Source organism: Streptomyces sp. NPDC051219, assembly GCF_040682335.1.
Classification (GTDB): Bacteria; Actinomycetota; Actinomycetes; order Streptomycetales; family Streptomycetaceae; genus Streptomyces.
The window spans coordinates 31,802-49,984 of record NZ_JBFBAS010000024.1 but is presented as its reverse complement, the minus strand read 5'-3'; the positions used below and the strand labels follow the sequence as shown (position 1 = coordinate 49,984).

The following is an 18,183-nucleotide window of genomic DNA, read 5'->3' as shown; positions in this document are numbered from 1 at the left end:
ACCTGCCCTTCGGCTTTCCCAGGACTGTTAGGAAAGTTTCCTATTCCGTGGAGGAACGTAGGGCGCACGTGAGGGCGCCGTCAATGGTCCGCGCCCCCTAGGCAACCAAAGCGTTACCTCGCGGGCCTCATGACGGCCGTGTGGACAGCCGGTCGCGCAGCACCTCGACGCCTGCCAGGGAGGCGCTGAACCGCGCGGGATTGGCGCGGGCCAGGCGCTGGAACATGGCGATGTGCTCGTCGAAGAGCCGCAGCGCCTCCGCCTCATTGCCCTGTCGAGCCAGCGCCGCCGCCAGTGCCACCAGGGCGGTGGAGAGATGCTCCTGATACGGGCCGGGGTTGCGGGCCACCTGCCTTACACGGATGTCCACGGCCTCTCGCAGGACTTCCAGAGCCTCCTCATGACGCCCCATTTCCGCCAAGGCGTTCCCCAGGTTCTGCAATGCGCCCGCGAGTTCGACACCCTCGCGGGTCGGATCGTCCCCGGCCATTTCCCGGCCGATGTCCACGGCCTCCTGGGCCCACGCCCGGCGTGCTGCCGGATCGTGTTCACGCGCGGCGATGTTGGCCAGGGCATAGCCCAGCCTCCGCCGGTGGGCGGGATCTCTGCGGACCAGTTCGCGGAACAGCTGCACCGCCTCCCGGCTGCAGCGCAGAGCCTCGTCGTACAGTTCGTTGAAGTCGTAGAGGATCCCCACCCCGTCCAGGCATCTGGCCAGCGCGGGCAGATGTTCGGCGTTCTGCGCGGCGAGTGTCCGGTGGAGCTGGAGCGCCGTCTTCGCCTCGGCGAGCGCTTCCTTGTACAGACCCGCGTGGTTGAGCCGCTCGCTGAGAGCGTCGTGGACACGTGCCCGCGCCGCGTCATCACGGGCGGACCGAAGTCTCATCGGCGCGAGAAACGCGGCGAGGACCGCGGCCCCCGCGTCCAGCTCGGGGTCCGTCCAGGGCAGGCCCGCTTCGAACGCGTCCAGGACGCCGATCGGCAGCGAGCCGATCCGCGCGAGCCTGGACAGTGCCGCGGCTCCTGCCGTGTGCACCAGCTCGGGGTGGTGGACGAGCAGCGGAACGAGTTGTCTGGTGGCGACATGGGGCCAGCGCTGAGCGGTCTCGATCAAAGTGTTGAGCACGTTCCGGATCCACGACGCCGAGGAGCTCCCGTCACCCGCGAGCGTGAGCAGCCGCGCGGGCGCTTCGAGGGCCCAGGGGTCGGTGGGCAGCAACTCCTCGCCGTCCGTGGCCAGCAGGAGAGCGAGGAAGTCCTCGCCCAGACGGTCGGGGTACAGCGGCTCCAGGACCGTTTCCGGTTTCTCCGGCGGGTAGGGGAGCGCGTGATCCTTGATGATCTCGCCGGGGTGGCGGTCGGATTCGATTCCGACGTTCCGGAGGGCCCGCAACCCCTCCTGATAGGGGAGCGGTTTGGTGAGCGTGGCGGTGTACACAGCCTGGGCCATGACGGCTGGCCCCACCGCGACCTGCTGGCCGCGGTGCAGCTCAGCCCAGTTCTCGTACTCGCGGCCGAGCAGATAGGCAGAGATTTCGGCGGCGCTCCCCGGTGCCGTCAGACCGAGGCGCAGGGAGTCCACTTCAGTGAGAGCGGCCATGTGCACGGCGAGGACGGAGGAGAAGTCCGGCCCGGCCAGATACCCCGGAACGGCCGTTCCCTCGGTGCCGCTGACATCGAGAGCGCGGGCGAAGAGCTCCCGCGCGCCGGTGAACAGCTTGTCGCGGGGTACTTCGCCCGTCAGGGGTTCGAGCCGCAGCTGCTCGCCGACGATGTCGATCCGGCGGATACGCGTGGTGACGTCGAACCACCATCTGTTCGCGGGCCGTGCCACGAGCAGCACGCGTACCCGTCCGGTGTCCTGCTCCGCGCTGTCGGCGAGGAAGGCCAGGAGGTCGGCGCTGCGCCACTGCTCCGCATAGTCGACCACGAGGAGCAGACCCTCCTCACCGGCCGCCGCCCGAACACCGCCGGCCGAGCCGGGTCCGTCCCCGGTGCCGCCCACGGGCGCCGTGCCGGGCCTGACTTGGAGCACGGTCCAGCCCGCCTCCACGGATTCCCGCGTGAACCGCGCCGCCAGGCGCGACTTCCCCTGACCGCCGGGGCCGTGGAGCAGCAGAACGGATGCCCTCGCGGCATCGCCCCGCCAGCTCCCGAGGGTGTCGAGCACATGGCGGCGGCCGACGAATTCGACCTGTTCGTGCTGGGCGTTGAGCAGCAGGCTCGGCTGTTTGCGCGCCTCCTCGACGCTGAACGCACGCGGCGCCGGCGCGTGCGTGGTGAGCCGGTACAGAGGCTGTGGCCTGCTGCCCAGGCTGATACTGACGTTGCCGCGCACGTCGGTGACGGCGGCCACCGACCCGTATACCGTCGTACCGTCGAACGACTGTCCGCGGCCCGCCCGCCAGTGCAGGGTCATGGCTGCTCGGTGATCTCGACGTCGCCGTCGACCCCGTCGGCACGGTCGTAGTGACCCGCCACCCGCGTCTGCCTGCCCCACCGGCGGGAGCCGCCGGATACCGGCCCCGCGAGCGGGGCCGGCGGGGCCTTCCGGCGGATCGTGAGCTTGCCCTTCACGTTCTGGTAGTCGGTGAACGAGCCGCCCACCGTCACGTCCTGGTCACCCGGGGACCGCTGAGCGGCGACAAGCCCGACCACCGCCACCGCCAGCCCCGCGAGCCCGATGAAAACGCCCGCGATGCTTGCGAGCTTGTCCGACCTGTCCAGTCCGAAGTGGAGGACCGCCAGACCCCCGAACGCGGCCACGGCGACCGCTCCGCCGGTCCAGGCCCAGAATTTTGCACCCATCGCACGAGCATGGCGGACGGTCCTCGACCGTGGCAGGCGTACGCCGCAACTACTTCGTGAGGGGCGTCGGCGACGGGGTCGGCGCGGGGGCCGGCGCTGGGATCGGGGAGGCCGCGAGCGACTGGGGAGACGTCGGGCTGGCGAGAGCCGACGGCGCCGCGACGGTGGCCGCAGGGTCCGGCGCGGCCGTCTCGACGGCTGCCGGGGCGCCGCCGACGATCCGGATGCCTGCCGTGTCGAACGCCTGCTTGATGCGCCAGCGCAGCTCGCGCTCCACGCCCAGGGCCTTGCCCGGCATGGTCTTGGCCGAGACCCGGATCGTCACCGATTCCAGCAGCACGGCGTCCAGACCCAGAATTTCGATCGGGCCCCACAGCCGCTCGTTCCACGGCTCGTCCTTCGCCATCTGCTCTGCGACCTCGGTGATCAGCGTACGGACGCGCTCCAGGTCCTCGGTCGGGCGGACCTGGACATCGACGCCGGCGGTGGCCCAGCCCTGGCTGAGGTTGCCGATCCGCTTCACCTCGCCGTTGCGCACGTACCAGATCTCACCGTTGTCGCCGCGGAGCTTCGTGACGCGCAGTCCCACCTCGATCACCTCGCCGGAGGCGACGCCCGCGTCGACGGTGTCCCCGACGCCGTACTGGTCCTCGAGGATCATGAACACGCCGGAAAGAAAGTCGGTCACGAGGTTCCGGGCGCCGAAGCCGATCGCCACACCCGCGACACCGGCGCTCGCGAGGAGGGGGCCCAGATTGATGTCCATGGTGCCGAGGACCATCAGCGCGGCTGTGCCGACTATCACAAAGGACGCGACCGAGCGGAGCACCGAGCCGATCGCCTCGGACCGCTGCCGTCGGCGCTCGGCGTTGACCAGCAGCCCGCCCAGTGCGGTGCCCTCGACGGCCTGGGCGCTGCGGTTCATCCGCGTGATCAGCTTGGTGATGGCCCGGCGGATGACAGTGCGCAGGACCGCGGCGATGACGACGATCAGCAGGATGCGCAGGCCGATGCTCAGCCAGGTCGACCAGTTCTCCTCGACCCAGCCCGCGGCGTTGGTAGCCGTCTCCTGAGCTTCGCCAAGGGTGGCGGGCGCTTCCGGCACGGGGCCGGCCCACAAGGCGGACAAGGACACGGCAGGAACCTCCATGGGGTGGCGGTCTGCCCGCCGGAAGGGGTGCGCGGGCAGACCAACCACACTAACGGGGCATTCCCTGTACCCCGTTGCTGTGTTCGAGGGAGAGACAAGCCTCACCTGGGGATGTACGGAGTGTGGTCGAAAACACTTCGAGCCCGTTACCTGGACGTGGTGGCGCTTCGACCAGCCATGAGGAGAGACTGAGAGCAGATCGTCCCGGCGCGAGCCACGCGCCGCCGGCGTACAAGGAGGCATCCGTGCCGCATGTCCTGGTCCTCAACGCGTCGTACGAGCCGCTCGGCGTCGTACCGCTCCGCCGCGCGCTCGTCCTCGTCCTCGAGAACAAGGCCATCTGCCTCGAGGAGTCCGGCGCCTTCATGCACAGCGCGACCCGGGCCGTCCCCGCTCCCAGCGTGGTGCGGCTCAAGCGCTTTGTGCGGGTCCCCTACAGGGGGCCCGTTCCACTCACCCGCCGTGCCCTCTTCGCGAGGGACGGTGGCCGTTGCATGTACTGCGGAGGCGTGGCGACGAGCGTCGACCACGTCGTCCCGCGCAGCCGCGGGGGACAGCACGCCTGGGAGAACGTCGTGGCGGCCTGCCGCCGCTGCAACCACGTCAAGGCCGACCGCCACCTGCTCGAACTGGGCTGGCGGCTGCGCCACCAGCCCGCCCCGCCGTCCGGCCTCGCCTGGCGGATCATCGGGACCGGGCATAGGGACCCGCGCTGGCTGCCCTACCTGCAGCCGTACGGCGCGGAGGCCGCAATGGCCCGGATCGACGGCATCTCTGCCTGACGGATCCGGGCCTTTGTCGTGGCCACCGCGCCCGCGCGGCGGCCACCGGGCGGGCCGTCGGTAACGGCGTCCGGCCGTCGGCCCGGGCGGCGCGTCGGCCACCGAGCGGCGCGGCGGCCGTCCATTGGCCTCCTAAGGCGCCGCGGTGCCCGTCCGCGGCGGGACGGCGTCCTTCTCCGGCCGGTCCGCCGCTACGGCGTAAGCCTCGACCGACCACAGCGAGTAGCCGAACCGGGTCGCCCGCCGGTCGCCCTGGATGCGGATGAAACGGGTGTCCTTCGCGTCCATCCGGACCGGCTCGCGGCCTCCCCTGCCGTCCCCGACTCTGGCCGCCGTACGCCAGACCCGCCCGTCGGCCGAGACCTGGACGCGATAGGCCGCCGCGTACGCGTCCTGCCAGTGCAGGACGACCTGTCCCAGTCGTACCGGACCGGCGAGCTCGGCCTGCCACCACGCGCCGTCCTCGGCCGGTGACGACCAGCGGGTCCGCGGGTCGCCGTCCGCCGCCGCGGAGGCCGGGAAGTCGGGGGTCTCGTCGCCGGAGGAGGACGCCGTGGCCCCGCGGACCAGATCGGGGCCGCCGGTCCTCGGGAACGCGCGGACCGTCAGCGTGCGCTCCTCGCCCGCGAAGGACACCGGAACCTCGTACCGGCCCGCCGGAACGGTCACCTCGACCGGCACCGCCACCTGCGCGCCGCGCGGCAATGTGGTCTGCGCCGGCATCTTCACCTTGATGCCCTTGGGCGCCTTGGCGGCCAGCGTGCCGCGCACCTCGCCCGGACGCAGCGCTGCCAGTTCCGCGGCCACCCGCTGGGGGCGGCCGCCGATCTCGGCGTCGGTCTCGCCGCGGGCCAGCTCGAACCGGGCCTCCGGCTCGTCCGCGAACCAGGGCACGACCCGGTGGACGGCCGGTGCCTCCCCGCGCCAGGCCAGCCGTATCGCATCGGCGCGGACGCCCTTGGCGTCCGTCTGCGTCCAGCCGTCCGCGGACACGTCGCCGACCTTGCGCCAGCCCTCGCCCGGTACGTGCGCCTCCACGGCCGCGCCAGCCCCCTTGCCCGGGGCCGTCATCGCCGTCACCGTCTCGACGGGCCGTGGCCGCTCCAGTCGAACGATGTACGCGCCGGGGGACCGCGTGACCGAACCCGGACCGCGGTCCGCACCCGTCCAGGCGTCCGCCTCCCGGGCCGCCTTCTCCAGGAACGGTCCGAGCACCCCCTCGCCCACCGTGACCCGGCTTCCCGTCGCCGACCGGCGTGCCTCGGCCAGGTCCAGGGAGGCCCGCCACGCCGCCGCGCCGTCCCCGCGCGCCTGGGCGCGCAGGGTGTCCACGGCCAGCTCGCCGGCTCTGCCGTAGCGGGCCAGCTGGTCGATCCAGGGTTCGACCTCGTCGTCCAGCGCGCCGTCCGCCGGACCGGACAGCCGCTGCGGAGCCTCACGCATCACGGTGAACGCGGCGCGCAGCCGGTCCGACGCCGTGTCCAGCGCGGCCCGGTCCGTACCGCGCCTGGCCTTCCAGAAGCCGTCGATCAGCGGGCGGAGATACGCCGACTCCTCACCGCCCAGTACGGACGAGGCGTCGTTCCCGGCCAGCGCGCCGAGCGCCTCCCGGGCCTCGGGGTCGCCGCCGGCGAGATCGTCGATGGCCGCCCGCCAGGACTCCTCGGGCCGGTACCCCTTCGGATTCCACGCGAAGTCGGCAGCGGTGAACAGGGGGATACGAGAGGCGGAAGCCTGCTCCATGGCGTTGGCGAGCAGTGCCGCGGAGCCTCCGGCGACGGCCGGCTCGCGGCCCGTGTAGGGCCCCAGGAAAATACGGTCCTGCGCGTAGTCGTTGACCGGGTAGTTGTCCATGGTGACCAGCGGGTGGCGGAACACCTCCCGTGCTCCCACCAGTTCACGCCCGGTGATCGTCTTCGGTACGACTCCGACGCCCGTCCACGCCACCTCCACCCGGGCGTCCAGCTCCCGGGCGAGCGCCCGCCGGTACTCCGTACTGCCGTCCTGGTAGTACTCGGTCGGCATCAGGGACAGCGGCCCGGCGGCCGGGTACCGGGTGGCCAGATGCTCCGCCACCGCGCCCGCGACCCGGGACTGCGCCATCGCCGCCGCCTCGGGCCCCGAACCGAAGCGGTTCCGGTCGGCGCGGCAGTGCCACTCGCTGTAACTGACGTCCTGGAACTGCAGCTGGAACGCCCGTACGCCCAGCGCCCACATCGCATCGATCTTGCGCTTCAGCGCCTTGATGTCGTCGTCCGACGCCAGGCACATGGCCTGGGCCGGGGCCACGGCCCAGGCGAGCACCACATGGTTGGCGCGGGCGCGGTCGGCCATCGCCCGGAACTCGGCCCGTTGCCCGGCCGGGTAGGCCTCACGCCAGCGGGCCTGGCGGTAGGGGTCGTCGCCGGGCGCGTACAGATAGCGGTTCTGCTTCGTACGTCCCATGAAATCCAGCTGCGCGAGGCGCTGGGCCAGGGTCCACGGCCGGCCGTAGAACCCCTCGGCCGTGCCGCGGACGGCCGTGCCGGGCCAGTCCCGCACCACGACACCGGCGGCGGCCCCTCCCCGGATCAGCTGACGCAGTGTCTGTACGGCGTGGAAGAGTCCGTCCGGGCCCTCACCGGCCATCGCCACGGTGTCCCGGCCGGCGGCCTTGCCGACCGCGGCACGGTAGCCGCCCGACGGCAGATCCCCGCGGGGGGACGCACCGAGCGCGCGCAGCGCCTCCTCGGCTCCGGCGCCCCCCGCACGGACCACCGGACCGCGCGCGGGCAACGGCTGGAGCGGGGAGAGCAGGTGGACTGTACGCACCCCGGCTTCACGCAGCAGGGTACGCAGCGCGGCCACGGCGTGGGGATCGGCGTCGGGCGGAGTGACGACCGAGACCTCGTCGCCGAGGGGCACCGCCGTGCCGGTGGCGCGTAGGGACTGCGGCCGGGGCCAGACGGAGGGCAGCACGCCGCTGTCCTGATCGGGCACGGTGGCGGCGGGCGTACCGGGAGACGGCTTACCGGGAGCGGGCGGTGCCGCGAGTGCGCCGGGCGCGCCGCCGAGGAGTCCGCCGATGACCGCCACTGCGACGGCTGTCGCGTGCTTCCTGCGCCGGAGCTGCACTACGTCTCCTCGTCGTCGCTCGTACTGCGCTCGTCTGCGCGTTCGGTACGGACGAGCCCGAGCCCACCACCCGCGCGATGAGGTGTCAATGTGCGTGGCCGTTGTGCCTGGTTTGCCCGGGGTGTTGCGGGCAGGTATCCACCCCTCCGGTGAACTGGCTGTGACCCAGGACACGTTCTCGCGTTGTATACGTCTGTGGACGCTCCCGCTGGGTAGGCCTGCGGTGTCCCGCTCCCCCACCCCATGGAGGCTTCCATGGCCACCTCGGCCCAACTGCTCATCTCCGCCCTCTCCAAACAGGTCCCGGGTCCCGGGGGAACCTGTGCCTGCGGCTGCGCCGAGCCGCCGCTGACCAGCGAGCCCCCGCTCGCCGACGCCGCCCCGCTGACCAGCGAGCCCCCGCTCGCCGACGCCGCCCCGCTGACCAGTGAGCCGACTGCCATGGGCACGGCCTCGGACATGGGCGTGTAGCGGCACCGCACACTCATTCGGCCCACACCTCCAGGGGACTCCGCCATGGCCCTTGCCCGGCTCGCCGCACTGCACGGTGTCGCCACCTCCTACGTGCCGTCCCCGGACGTCACGGTCCGGGTACCCGACAGCACGGTCGCCGCGGTGCTCGCCGCACTGGGGGTCGACGCGTCGAGCCCCGAGGCCGTACGGACGGCACTCGCCGCCGCCGAGTCCACGATGGCGCAGCGCCTGCTGCCCCCCACGGTGGTCGTGTGGCCGCCTCCCGCACCTCTCCCCGAGGCGTTGTCCGCCCTCCCGGCGGACACGGCCCTCCGGGTCGAGACGGAACAGGGCGGGACGGTCGACTGGGCTGCGCCGGCGGACGGCGCCGCGGCCGGAGAACTGCCCCTGGGCGTACACCGGTTGCACGCCCGCACCCCCGACGGGCGCACCGGTGAGGCCGTGCTCGTCGTCGCTCCCGCGCGGCTGCCTCAGCCGCCGGGCCGCAGCCACGGTTTCCTCGTCCAGCTCTACTCGATGCTCTCGCAGCGCTCCTGGGGGATGGGCGATCTCGGGGACCTCGCGGAGCTCGCTGCATGGTCGGGGCGGGCGCTGGGGGCCGGTTTCGTCCAGGTCAACCCCTTGCACGCGGCCGTACCCGGAACGCCGACCGACCCGTCCCCGTACCGGCCGTCCTCCCGCCGCTTCCCCGACCCGGTCCACCTTCGCGTCGAGGACGTCCCGGAGTACGCCTACGTGGCCGACACGGACCGGGTCGCGCTGGAGCGGATCACCGAACAGGCCGCTCTGCAGCGCGAGTCCGTCCTGAACAAGGGCGCCCTGATCGACCGGGACGCGGTGTGGGCGCTCAAGCGGGAGGCGCTGGATCTCGTACGTAAAGTCCCGCTCGGCCCCGGACGGCGGGCCGCGTACTGCGACTTCCTCGCCGAGCAGGGACAGGCACTGGAGGACCACGCGACCTGGTGCGCCTTCGCCGAGGTGTACGGCTCGGACCGGCGCTCCTGGCCGGCCGGGCTGGCCGACCCGCGCTCGCCCGAGACGGACCGCGCCCGCCGCGAACTGCTCCACCGCGTCGACCACCACTGCTGGCTGGCCTGGCTGACGGACGCGCAGCTCGCCGCCGCGCACCGCGCCGCCCGTGACGCGGGCATGGGCATCGGACTGGTGCACGACCTGGCGGTGGGTGTGCATCCGGATGGCGCCGACGCCTGGGCCCAGCAGGAAGCCTTCGCCGCCGGCATGTCGGTGGGAGCCCCGCCGGACGCCTTCAACTCCCGCGGCCAGGACTGGGGGCTGCCGCCGTGGCGCCCGGACGCTCTCGCCGCCTCCGGCTATGCCCCGTTCCGGGGCCTGTTACGCGGGCTCCTGCGGCACGCCGGAGCGCTGCGCATCGACCATGTGATGGGGCTGTTCCGGCTCTGGTGGATTCCGAAGGGGTGCGAGCCCACCGAGGGGACGTACGTCGGCCACGACGCGGAGGCGATGCTCGCCGTCCTCGCCCTGGAGGCGCACCGGGCCGGAGCCGTGGTCGTGGGAGAGGACCTGGGCACGGTCGAGCCGGGCGTGCGCGAGGCCCTGACCGCGCGGGGGGTGTTCGGTACCTCCGTGCTGTGGTTCGAGCGGGACTGGGACGGAACGGGCCGCCCGCTGCCGGCGGCGGGCTGGCGGGAGGACTGTCTGGCCACGGCCACCACGCACGATCTGCCGTCGACCGCCGCCCGGCTGAGTGGCGACCATGTCGAGCTGCGGCACCGGCTCGGCCTGCTCACCCGGCCACTGGGGGAGGAGCGGGCGGCGGACGCGGTCGAGGTCAGCGAATGGCTGGCCTTGCTGACCGGGCTCGGGATGCTGCCGGACGGCGGCCACGACGAGGCGGCCGCGATTCTCGCGGTCTACCGCTTCCTGCTCTCGACTCCAGCCCGGATGGTCGGGGTCTGGCTGCCGGACGCGGTGGGCGACCGGCGGCCGCAGAACCTGCCCGGCACGTGGGACCAGTACCCGAACTGGCGGCTGCCCGTCGCCGACGCCGAGGGGCGCCCCGTCACCCTGGAGGACGTGGCCGCCTCACCCCGGCTGCATGTGCTGATGGACGCCCTGAAGACCGAGCTCGGAGCCCGTACGGCACCCCCGGGCGCGCGGCGCGCTTAGGCGTTCGCTACGTTTGCACCGTGGACAAGAAGAACGCCCTGCGCGCCGGCGCCGTCACGGCCGGTACGACGCTGATGATGCTGCTGATGTCGTCCCCCGCGGTCGCGCTGAGCCGTGACGACGGTGACGACCCGGGTCCCGGTCTGAGTGTGGCCGAGACGCTGGGCCTGTACGTCGCCGCGCCGATCCTGCTCTTCCTGGTGATCGCGGGCCTCGTGATGGCCGGGGACAAGTCCCGCAAGCAGGGCTGACCCCCACCCGTACTCTCCTGTCGAGGGCGCCTTCGTCTCGCGCGAAGGCGCCCTCGACGCGTTCCGGGCCCCATCGACTGTTCAGTTTTTATGAATAGAACTGACGAAAAGATCCGTGGCAGTCCTGGACACCGTCCGTACCGGCTCGCAGAAGCTGACGAGGATGAAGGGGTTACCGGCCTCGGGCTCGCTCTCGCGGGTGTCGCGACGGTCGTGTGGTCCGGCAGCTTCGTCACCGCCCGGGCCCTGCACGACAGCGTCCCGCCCGTCCAGGCCGCCTTCTGGCGCTGGGTCGGAGTCTCCACCTCGGCCGGCAATATGGGAATGATCATGGCGGCGTCCCCGGTCCTCATGGCGCTGTCCGCCCGCATCGGCGGCGAACGGCTGGGCGGGCGGCGCGTCACCGGCATGCTGATCGCCGCCGCGGGGGTGCTGCTCCTGCTCGGCAAGGGCTCGCCGGCCCCCGCCTTCGCACCGGGCGACCTGTGGATGATCGCGGCGGCCCTCAGCTTCGCCTCGTACAGCGCGCTGCTGCGCCGCAAGCCCGCCAGGCGCACTCGGCAGCCGGCTGGACCGCGATCCTCGCCATGGTCGAGGCCGGGATGGGTGTCGACCTGGTGCCACGGATGGCGGTCGCCGGACGTTCGTCGGGGGTGGCCCTGCGGGTGCTGCACGCCGACCAGCCGCGCCGCCATGTGGTCGCGGCGGTGCGCCGCGGCTCCGAGGAACGGCCGGGCGTGGAGATGCTGTTGGCTGCGCTGCGCGAGACCGCGGCTGCTCTGCATGTTCGCGATACGGACCAGTAAGGTTTCAACTCCACTGAAACACAGGCATTTTGGAGAGGTACCTGTTCAAGATTCAATCGAGAAAGGAGTTTTACCGATCTGTTGTGGGCAGAGTGGGGCGGCGGTAATCGCCCTCCACCCGATCGCAGCATCCGGAGACATGATGGACAGGAATCTCGTCATCCAGGCCCCAAGTGACGGCCAGGCCTTCGACGACACCAAGGCCTTCGACGACAGCCAGGTACCGCTCTACTACACCCGCAAGACGGCCGACATCCTGCACAAGTACGGCCCGGGACCACGCGTCCATTTCCATGTGGGACTGTTCGCCCCGGACGCCAAGCCCAACACCACCGTTTCCCAGCGCGTCCTCAAGCGCCGGATCGTCGACTCCCAGGAGGCGATAGTCAGCCACGCGGCCCGCACCTGGGGCGTCCACAGCGCTCCGCCCCGACATCTTCTCGACATCGGCTGCGGTCTCGGCGGCGGCTCGCTCTACTGGGCCCAGGAGCACGGCGCCACGGTCACCGGGCTCACGGTCACGGCCGACCATGTCCCCGTCATCGAGGACTTCGCACGACAGGCCGGCGTGGCGGACCGGGTCACGCCCCTCCTGGGCGACATCCACGATCTGAACGCGACACGCAAGTACGACGCCGCGTACGCCAACGAGAGCTCCGGTTACATGGACCGCGAGCGGCTCTTCCAGGTCGTGGCCGGAGCCCTGAAGCCGGGTGGCTGGTTCGGCATCCAGGAGCACTTCATCTGCCGCCCCGAGTGGACCGAGTTCATCGACGGCTACTACAAGACGCGGCTCGGCACACTGACGGAGTACATCACCGCCGCCGAGGCCGCCGGCTTCGAGCTGGAGCAGGACGAGGACGTCACCGACCGGGTCGCCGAATTCTGGGTGCAGTCCATGGCCTGGAACACCGCCGAGCTGGACCGTGGCGAGCGTTCCGGCACCCCGTCCTCGTGGTCCCGTGAACGGCTTCAGGAATCCACCATCACGCACGGCAAGCTCTACCGGATCTGGCGCGACCACGCCATGGAAACCCGGTTGCTGCTGTTCCGGCTGGGAGGCAACTGACCATGACTTCCGAGCACGGTCACCCCTCCCGCATCGGCTGGCGGCTTCCAGCGTTCTACTGTCCGTTCGACGAGCAGCTCATCCACCCCAAGGCGGATGAACTCGAACAGCGGGCCGTCGAGTGGCTCGACTCGTTCGCCCTCTACCCCGACGCCACGGAGCGGGCCTGGGGACTGGCCACCCGCAGCGCCGACTTCACCAGCCGGATCATCCCGTACGGCGATGTGGAGCTCATGCTCCTGTTCGTCGAATGGAACTACTGGGCGTTCGCCGTCGACGACTGGCAGAACGCCGGGTCAGCCGCCTCACGGAGCGCGGACATAGCCGACCACGCTGTCCGGCTGGCCCGAACCCTGGAGATCCCTCGTCCCGGCATGCTGCCCGCCGGTCGGCACACCGCGGCCCTCGAAGACCTCGCCGCCCGCACCCGTACCGCGCTCTCGCCCTACCAGCTGCGCAGATTCACCGAGGGCACCCGGGACTGGCTGCTGGGGGAGGGCTGGCAGACCTCCAACAGCGAGCGCGGGGTCATGCCGAGCCTCAACGACTTCGCGGCGGTCCGTATGTCGATCAACGGCACCGGATTCACCCTCGCCTGGTGCGAGGCCGCCAACGGCATCCACGTCCCGCCCGACGAGATGTACGCGGCACCCGTGCGCGCCCTCACCGACGCCGCCGGCTTCATCGTCGGCTGTGACAACGACATCTTCTCGTACAACAAGGAGGACCATCAGGAGCCCTGGGAGCAGAACCTCATCAATGTGGTCGCCCAGGAACTCGACTGCACCCCCGCGCAGGCGCTGCCCGCGGCAGTGGCCATACGGGACCGCGCGATGACGCTGTTCATCACGCTGCGCGAACAGCTCGCGCGGAAAGCCGGCAAGGAACTCGGCCGGTACCTCGTGGCACTCGGCCACTGGCTCGCGGGGAACGTCCAGTACCACAACGTGGCCCCCCGTTATGCCAGCCCGCGCAACCGCCACGAGCTGCCGGTGGATGGCGCGTCATACGGCATCACCTGGCGGGACACCCCGAGCGATCCGAGTATCGAGCCGCTGCCGGTGCCCGCGCTCGCGTGGTGGTGGCAGCAACTGGAGGACTGAGCGAGCTCCCCGCACGACGAAGGCCCCGCAGCACAGGCGCATACCGCGGGGCCTTCGTACACCTCACCGTCAGCGACGGCTGAACAGACTGCCCCACCAGGACCGCAGCCGCTCACGCCGCCGGGTCCGGGGAGCGGGCACGGTGACCGGCAGCGCGGGCCCCGGTGCCGCGGCCGGGGGCAGCGGCGTGGCGGCGGGCGCGGGCTGCGCGGGCAGCGCCGCCCGGTCCGCTTCACCGGACGGGCGCGGAGTGAATGTCACCGGAAGCGCCGTCAGATGCTGGGACATCAGCGTCCCCCGCCATTGGAGTTCGGTCTCCGGTACGGCCAGCTCCAGATCGGGCAGCCGGGCCAGCAGCGCGTCGATGCCGGTGTCCGCGATGGCCCGCCCGATGTCCTGGCCGGGGCACTCGTGCGGACCGCTGCTGAACGCCAGATGCGAGCGGTTGCCGTGTACCGGTGTCGACAGATCGGGGCGGATCTCCGGGTCCACATTGCCGGCCGCCAGTCCGAGGATCAGCATGTCGCCGTCCTTGATCTGCCGGCCGCCCAGTGTGGTGTCACCGGTCGCCCAGCGCGCCAGGACCGCCGTGAGCGGCGGCTCGTCCCACAGCACCTGCTCCAGGGCGTCCGGCAGCGTCATGTGGCCGCCCGACAGACTGGCGCGGAACCGGCGGTCGGTGAGGACCAGGCGCAGTGTGCTGGCGATCAGATTGGCGGTCGTCTCGAAGGCCGCGACCAGCACGACCCGCAGATGCGTGACGATCTCCTCGTCGGAGAGCCCGGCGGAGTGCTGGAGGAACCAGGTGGCGAGGTCGTGCCCGGGATCGGTCTTCCTGCGCTCCACCAGCTGCGCGAGCGCTCCCATGACGTACTCGTTGCTGGCGAGGGCGGTTTCGGTGCCCTTGAGCAGATCGCGGGTTGCCTCGACGAGCCGCGGCCCGGACTCCTCCGGCATGCCCACCAGCTGGGTCATCACCAGCATCGGAAGCGGCTCGGCGAAGTCGGCGATCAGATCGGCGTGCCCGTGCGCCTCGAAGGCCTCGATCAGCTGGCCCGCGAAGCGGTTCACGTAGCGGCGGACACCGCGCCCCTCGAAGCGGTCGAGGGAGTCCGTGAGCGCACCGCGCAGACGCTGGTGTTCCGGCCCGTCGACGAAATTGCAGACCGGCACCCAGGTGGTCATGGGGTTCAGCGGATGGTCTGCCGGGACCCTGCCTTCCCGCCGTTCGCGCCAGCCGCGGGGATCACGGGTGAAACGCGACGGTGTACGGGTCACATCCATGTTCTCGCGGTGACCGAGGACCAGCCAGGCCGGCAGATCGCCGTGCACGAGGACCGGCGCAACCGCGCCGTGCTCGGCGCGCAGCTTTTCGTACAGACCCATCGGGTCGGTCTCGGCCTCGGGACCGTAAAGCCGACGCAGACCGTCGGGGCCGAGCCCGTGCGCCGGGCAGCCCGGCGGCGGGGTGGGGGGGGTGCTCACGATGCCTCCGGGGTTACGGCTAGGGAGTGCAGGTAGCGCATCAGGGTCATCAGGACGTCACGGGCGGAGTCGCGTCGTCGGGCGTCGCACACGAGAAGCGGTACGGACACGGGCAGATCGAGGGCGCTCCGCAGATCGTCGAGGGGGTATGCAGGCGCGTCGGGGAAGGAGTTGACGGCGACCACGAAGGGCACTCCGCGCTCCTCCAGCCGGCCGATCACGTCGAAGCTGACCTCCAGCCTGCGGGTGTCGACCAGCACCACCGCACCCAGTGCGCCCTCGAACAGGCCGCGCCACAGGAACCAGAAACGCTCTTGGCCGGGGGTGCCGAAAACGTACAGCACCAGTTCCTTGTTGATGCTGATCCGGCCGAAGTCCATCGCCACCGTGGTGGCGGTCTTGCGCTCGACACCCTCCGTGTCGTCGACTCCGACCCCGGCCTGGGTCATCGTCTCCTCGGTGGTCAGCGGCCGGATCTCGCTGACCGAGCCGACCAGGGTCGTCTTGCCGGCCCCGAAGCCACCCACGATCACCACCTTGACCGCGGCGGTGGCCGTGTCCGGCAGTATGTCCTCGCGCCGTGGCCCCGCGGGTGGTTCAGAGTTTCTGAAGTCCATCGATCACTGCCTCAATCAAAGCGCGGTCGGGAAGTCGGGCGGGGGGGACGGGCGCGCGTGCCAGCACCAGTTTCTCGGCCAGCAGATCGCTGAGCAGTACGGTCACGACACTCACCGGCAGACCGGTGTACGCAGAGATCTCGGCCACCGAGATCGGCGCCTCACACATGCCGATGATCGCCGCCTGCTCGGGCTGCATCCCGGGCTTGGGCCCGGACCTGGCCACGACCAGCGTGACCAGGTCGAGGCGGGTCGGAGAGGAGGAGCCGCTGCGGCCACCCGTGATGATGTAGAGCCGCTCGGGACTGCTGTCTTCCCAGCCCTGGCCCGAGTCGCTCACGCGGTCTGCCCGTCGTGCCGGGGCGGACTGCTGAGGTGCTCTCCGATCCGGATCACCAGGTCCCGCATCCGCTGTCCCATCAGGCCCGCGTCCACGCCCTCGTCGGCGAGCACCGCGAGATAGGCCCCCGCGCCCGCCGCCATCAGGTAGAAGAAGCCGCCGTCCATCTCGATGACGACCAGCCGCATCCTCCCGTCGCTGTGCGGCAGTTCGGCGCCGACGGCGCCCGCGAGGCTCTGCAGCCCCGCGCAGGCGGCGGCCAGCCGGTCGGCGGTGTCGGTGTCCGCGCCGTACTGGGCCATGCGCAGTCCGTCCGCCGACAGGACGATCACATGGCGGGTCTGCGGAACGCCTTCCGCCAGGTCCTTGAGCATCCAGTCCATATTGGCCCGCTGCTGAATCACTGCTGTTTCCCCTTGCTTGCCGACGTCGAAGAGCCGTCGCTGTCCTGTGTGGGGCCACCGGACAGGCCGCTCTGGAAGGCAGCCAGCCAGACACCGGGCTCGACCTGCGGTGCGGACTCCGGCTCCGGCTCGGGAGCCGTCCGCACGGGGGCAGCCGGCTCGGCGACCCGGTTCTTGCGACGCCGCTGCGGCAGACCGTTCGGGGACCGCTCGGTGACGAGGGGCGAGTCGTCTTCCTGCGCCGGGGGCAGCGGTCCGGTGGCGTGACGAGGGGTGTGCTGCCGCGGTGGTGCGGCCGCGCGGGGCCCGGAAGAGGTGCCGATTCCGTGCGCCAGGCCCGTGGCGGCCGAGGTGGTGGTGATCAGGTCCTGCGGGACGATGAGAACGGCCCGTACACCGCCGTACGCGGAGGAGCGCAGCGCGACCTGGAAGTTGTACGCCTGTGCCAGCCGGCCGACGACGGCGAGACCCAGCCGTGGGGTCTCACCCAAGTCGTTCAGGTCGATGCCCTGCTGAGCTTGGCGGAGCATGCGCTCGGCCCGCTTGCGGGCCTCCTCGCTCATGTTCACACCGCCGTCCTCGATCTCCACGGCAATGCCCGACTGCACCTCGACGGCGGTGAGATGGACCCTGGTGTGCGGGGGTGAGTAGCGGGTGGCGTTGTCCAGCAGCTCGGCCAGCGCGTGGATGAGCGGCTCGACCGCGGGGCCGACGACGGCGACCTCGGAGACCGAGTGGAGCTCCACCCGCTGGTAGTCGATGATCCGCGACATGGCGCCGCGCAGCACGCTGTACAGCGGCACAGCCCTGCTCCACTGGCGGCCGGGACGCGCGCCGCCGAGTACGGAGATGGAGTCGGCGAGCCGGCCGATCAGCGCCGTGCCGTGGTCGAGCCGCAGCAGATCGCCGAAGACATCCGGGTTCTGGCCGTGCCGGTCCTCCATCTCCCGCATTTCCTGCGCCTGCTGGTGGACGATCGCCTGTACCCGGCGGGCGATGTTCACAAAGGCCCGCTGCGCCGAATCACGCAGATCCTCCTCGGCGACCACGGTGTCGAGCACCGAGCTCAGCACTGCCCGGTGCGCCGCCCGGAACTCGGGGGTCAGCCCCTCCTCGCGAAAACCGTGTGCGTCCCCCGGGACGAGCGAGGCGAGTACGTCCTCGGGGATCTCGTTCTTGCGCAGACGCTCGATCGCCTCGGGCAGCAGCTCCGAGGCCAGCCGTACGGTCTCGTCCTCCTGTCGTGACAGCGCCGTCTCCTGTGCCGCGACCTTGTCGCGGAGTTCTGCCACGAGCCGGCCTCGGCGGGCGGACTCACCGGCGGCGACGGCGACCGCGACAACGGCCGCCGCGCCGATCCAGGCCACCGCGGTACGCGCCGACGAGGAGACCAGGGCCAAAACGAGCGCGGTAACCGCCGCGGTCGCAACGGCAGGCAGCACCCATATGAACGACGCCGCTGACCGTGCGATTCCGGGCGGCGATTCCTCTCGGACCATCAGCACCCTCAAACCATCGAAAGAGAAGATCTTATGACGATGGGCGGGAGCATAACGGCTTATGCCAAAGGGAGTTGACCGTAGGTCACACGGTTCACCGGACTGAGTGACGTGAGAACGCGGACCGCCCGCC

The 18,183-nt window shown here is 71.3% G+C and carries 15 protein-coding genes and 2 pseudogenes; 8 read left to right on the top strand and 9 right to left on the bottom strand.

The features are described from left to right. Positions 1–127: 127 nt before the first annotated feature. Genes AB0M62_RS24470 through AB0M62_RS24460 form a run of 3 tightly spaced genes read right to left on the bottom strand, consistent with a single transcriptional unit; the run spans position 128 to position 3,943 of the window. Complete coding sequence (locus AB0M62_RS24470) at positions 128–2,419, bottom strand: tetratricopeptide repeat protein (RefSeq protein WP_366076420.1); 2,292 nt, start codon at positions 2,417–2,419, stop codon at positions 128–130. Continuing rightward, positions 2,416–2,808, bottom strand: a complete 393-nt coding sequence (locus tag AB0M62_RS24465) for a hypothetical protein (RefSeq protein WP_366076419.1) — start codon at positions 2,806–2,808, stop codon at positions 2,416–2,418. The genes AB0M62_RS24470 and AB0M62_RS24465 overlap by 4 nt, the downstream gene beginning before the upstream one ends. A gap of 49 nt (positions 2,809–2,857) precedes the next feature. Further along, positions 2,858–3,943: a mechanosensitive ion channel family protein gene (locus AB0M62_RS24460; protein ID WP_366076418.1), complete on the bottom strand. Its 1,086-nt coding sequence runs from the start codon at positions 3,941–3,943 to the stop codon at positions 2,858–2,860. Between the two features lie 260 nt (positions 3,944–4,203). Here AB0M62_RS24460 and AB0M62_RS24455 point away from each other — a divergent pair, with 260 nt between their 5' ends. After that, positions 4,204–4,740, top strand: coding sequence for an HNH endonuclease (locus AB0M62_RS24455; RefSeq protein ID WP_366076417.1), 537 nt, complete (start codon positions 4,204–4,206; stop codon positions 4,738–4,740). A gap of 132 nt (positions 4,741–4,872) precedes the next feature. Here the strand turns inward: AB0M62_RS24455 and AB0M62_RS24450 are convergent, their stop codons facing one another. Next, positions 4,873–7,854: a beta-N-acetylglucosaminidase domain-containing protein gene (locus AB0M62_RS24450; protein ID WP_366076416.1), complete on the bottom strand. Its 2,982-nt coding sequence runs from the start codon at positions 7,852–7,854 to the stop codon at positions 4,873–4,875. 255 nt (positions 7,855–8,109) lie between these two features. On the opposite strand from AB0M62_RS24450, the gene AB0M62_RS24445 reads away from it, so the two are divergent. The 7 genes and pseudogenes from AB0M62_RS24445 to AB0M62_RS24415 all read left to right on the top strand — a co-directional run bounded on the left by AB0M62_RS24445 (position 8,110) and on the right by AB0M62_RS24415 (position 13,705). Beyond that, positions 8,110–8,325 carry a hypothetical protein gene (locus AB0M62_RS24445; RefSeq protein ID WP_366076415.1) on the top strand — a complete coding sequence of 72 codons (216 nt, stop codon included), beginning with the start codon at positions 8,110–8,112 and terminating at the stop codon, positions 8,323–8,325. Positions 8,326–8,370: 45 nt separating this feature from the next. Beyond that, positions 8,371–10,476 (top strand): 4-alpha-glucanotransferase, encoded by a 2,106-nt coding sequence (gene malQ / locus AB0M62_RS24440; RefSeq protein WP_366076414.1) that lies wholly within the window; start codon positions 8,371–8,373, stop codon positions 10,474–10,476. A 20-nt stretch (positions 10,477–10,496) separates the two neighbouring features. Continuing rightward, the gene (locus AB0M62_RS24435) at positions 10,497–10,727 is read left to right on the top strand and encodes a hypothetical protein (RefSeq protein ID WP_366076413.1); all 231 of its coding nucleotides are present in this window, start codon (positions 10,497–10,499) and stop codon (positions 10,725–10,727) included. Between the two features lie 90 nt (positions 10,728–10,817). After that, positions 10,818–11,273 (top strand): annotated as a pseudogene (locus AB0M62_RS24430) (DMT family transporter); the annotation flags it as partial. Between the two features lie 2 nt (positions 11,274–11,275). Next, positions 11,276–11,533, top strand: a pseudogene (locus AB0M62_RS24425) (LysR substrate-binding domain-containing protein); the annotation flags it as partial. Positions 11,534–11,672: 139 nt separating this feature from the next. Then, the gene (locus AB0M62_RS24420; RefSeq protein ID WP_366076460.1) at positions 11,673–12,602 is read left to right on the top strand and encodes a methyltransferase domain-containing protein; all 930 of its coding nucleotides are present in this window, start codon (positions 11,673–11,675) and stop codon (positions 12,600–12,602) included. A gap of 2 nt (positions 12,603–12,604) precedes the next feature. Continuing rightward, entirely contained in the window at positions 12,605–13,705 is a 1,101-nt protein-coding gene (locus AB0M62_RS24415; protein ID WP_366076412.1) for a terpene synthase family protein, read from the top strand. A 69-nt stretch (positions 13,706–13,774) separates the two neighbouring features. On the opposite strand, the gene AB0M62_RS24410 is transcribed toward AB0M62_RS24415, so the two are convergent. The 5 genes from AB0M62_RS24410 to AB0M62_RS24390 are packed head-to-tail and all read right to left on the bottom strand — an operon-like array spanning position 13,775 to position 18,050. Then, on the bottom strand, positions 13,775–15,190 hold the full coding sequence (locus AB0M62_RS24410; protein ID WP_366076411.1) for a cytochrome P450: 1,416 nt from the start codon (positions 15,188–15,190) through the stop codon (positions 13,775–13,777). Then, positions 15,187–15,807: an ATP/GTP-binding protein gene (locus tag AB0M62_RS24405; RefSeq protein WP_366076410.1), complete on the bottom strand. Its 621-nt coding sequence runs from the start codon at positions 15,805–15,807 to the stop codon at positions 15,187–15,189. Before AB0M62_RS24405 ends, AB0M62_RS24410 begins: the two co-directional genes overlap by 4 nt. Continuing rightward, positions 15,788–16,147 (bottom strand): DUF742 domain-containing protein, encoded by a 360-nt coding sequence (locus AB0M62_RS24400; protein ID WP_366076409.1) that lies wholly within the window; start codon positions 16,145–16,147, stop codon positions 15,788–15,790. The genes AB0M62_RS24405 and AB0M62_RS24400 overlap by 20 nt, the downstream gene beginning before the upstream one ends. Then, the gene (locus AB0M62_RS24395; RefSeq protein WP_366076408.1) at positions 16,144–16,551 is read right to left on the bottom strand and encodes a roadblock/LC7 domain-containing protein; all 408 of its coding nucleotides are present in this window, start codon (positions 16,549–16,551) and stop codon (positions 16,144–16,146) included. The genes AB0M62_RS24400 and AB0M62_RS24395 overlap by 4 nt, the downstream gene beginning before the upstream one ends. Next, entirely contained in the window at positions 16,548–18,050 is a 1,503-nt protein-coding gene (locus AB0M62_RS24390) for an ATP-binding protein (protein WP_366076459.1), read from the bottom strand. Before AB0M62_RS24390 ends, AB0M62_RS24395 begins: the two co-directional genes overlap by 4 nt. Between the last annotated feature and the right edge of the window lie 133 nt (positions 18,051–18,183).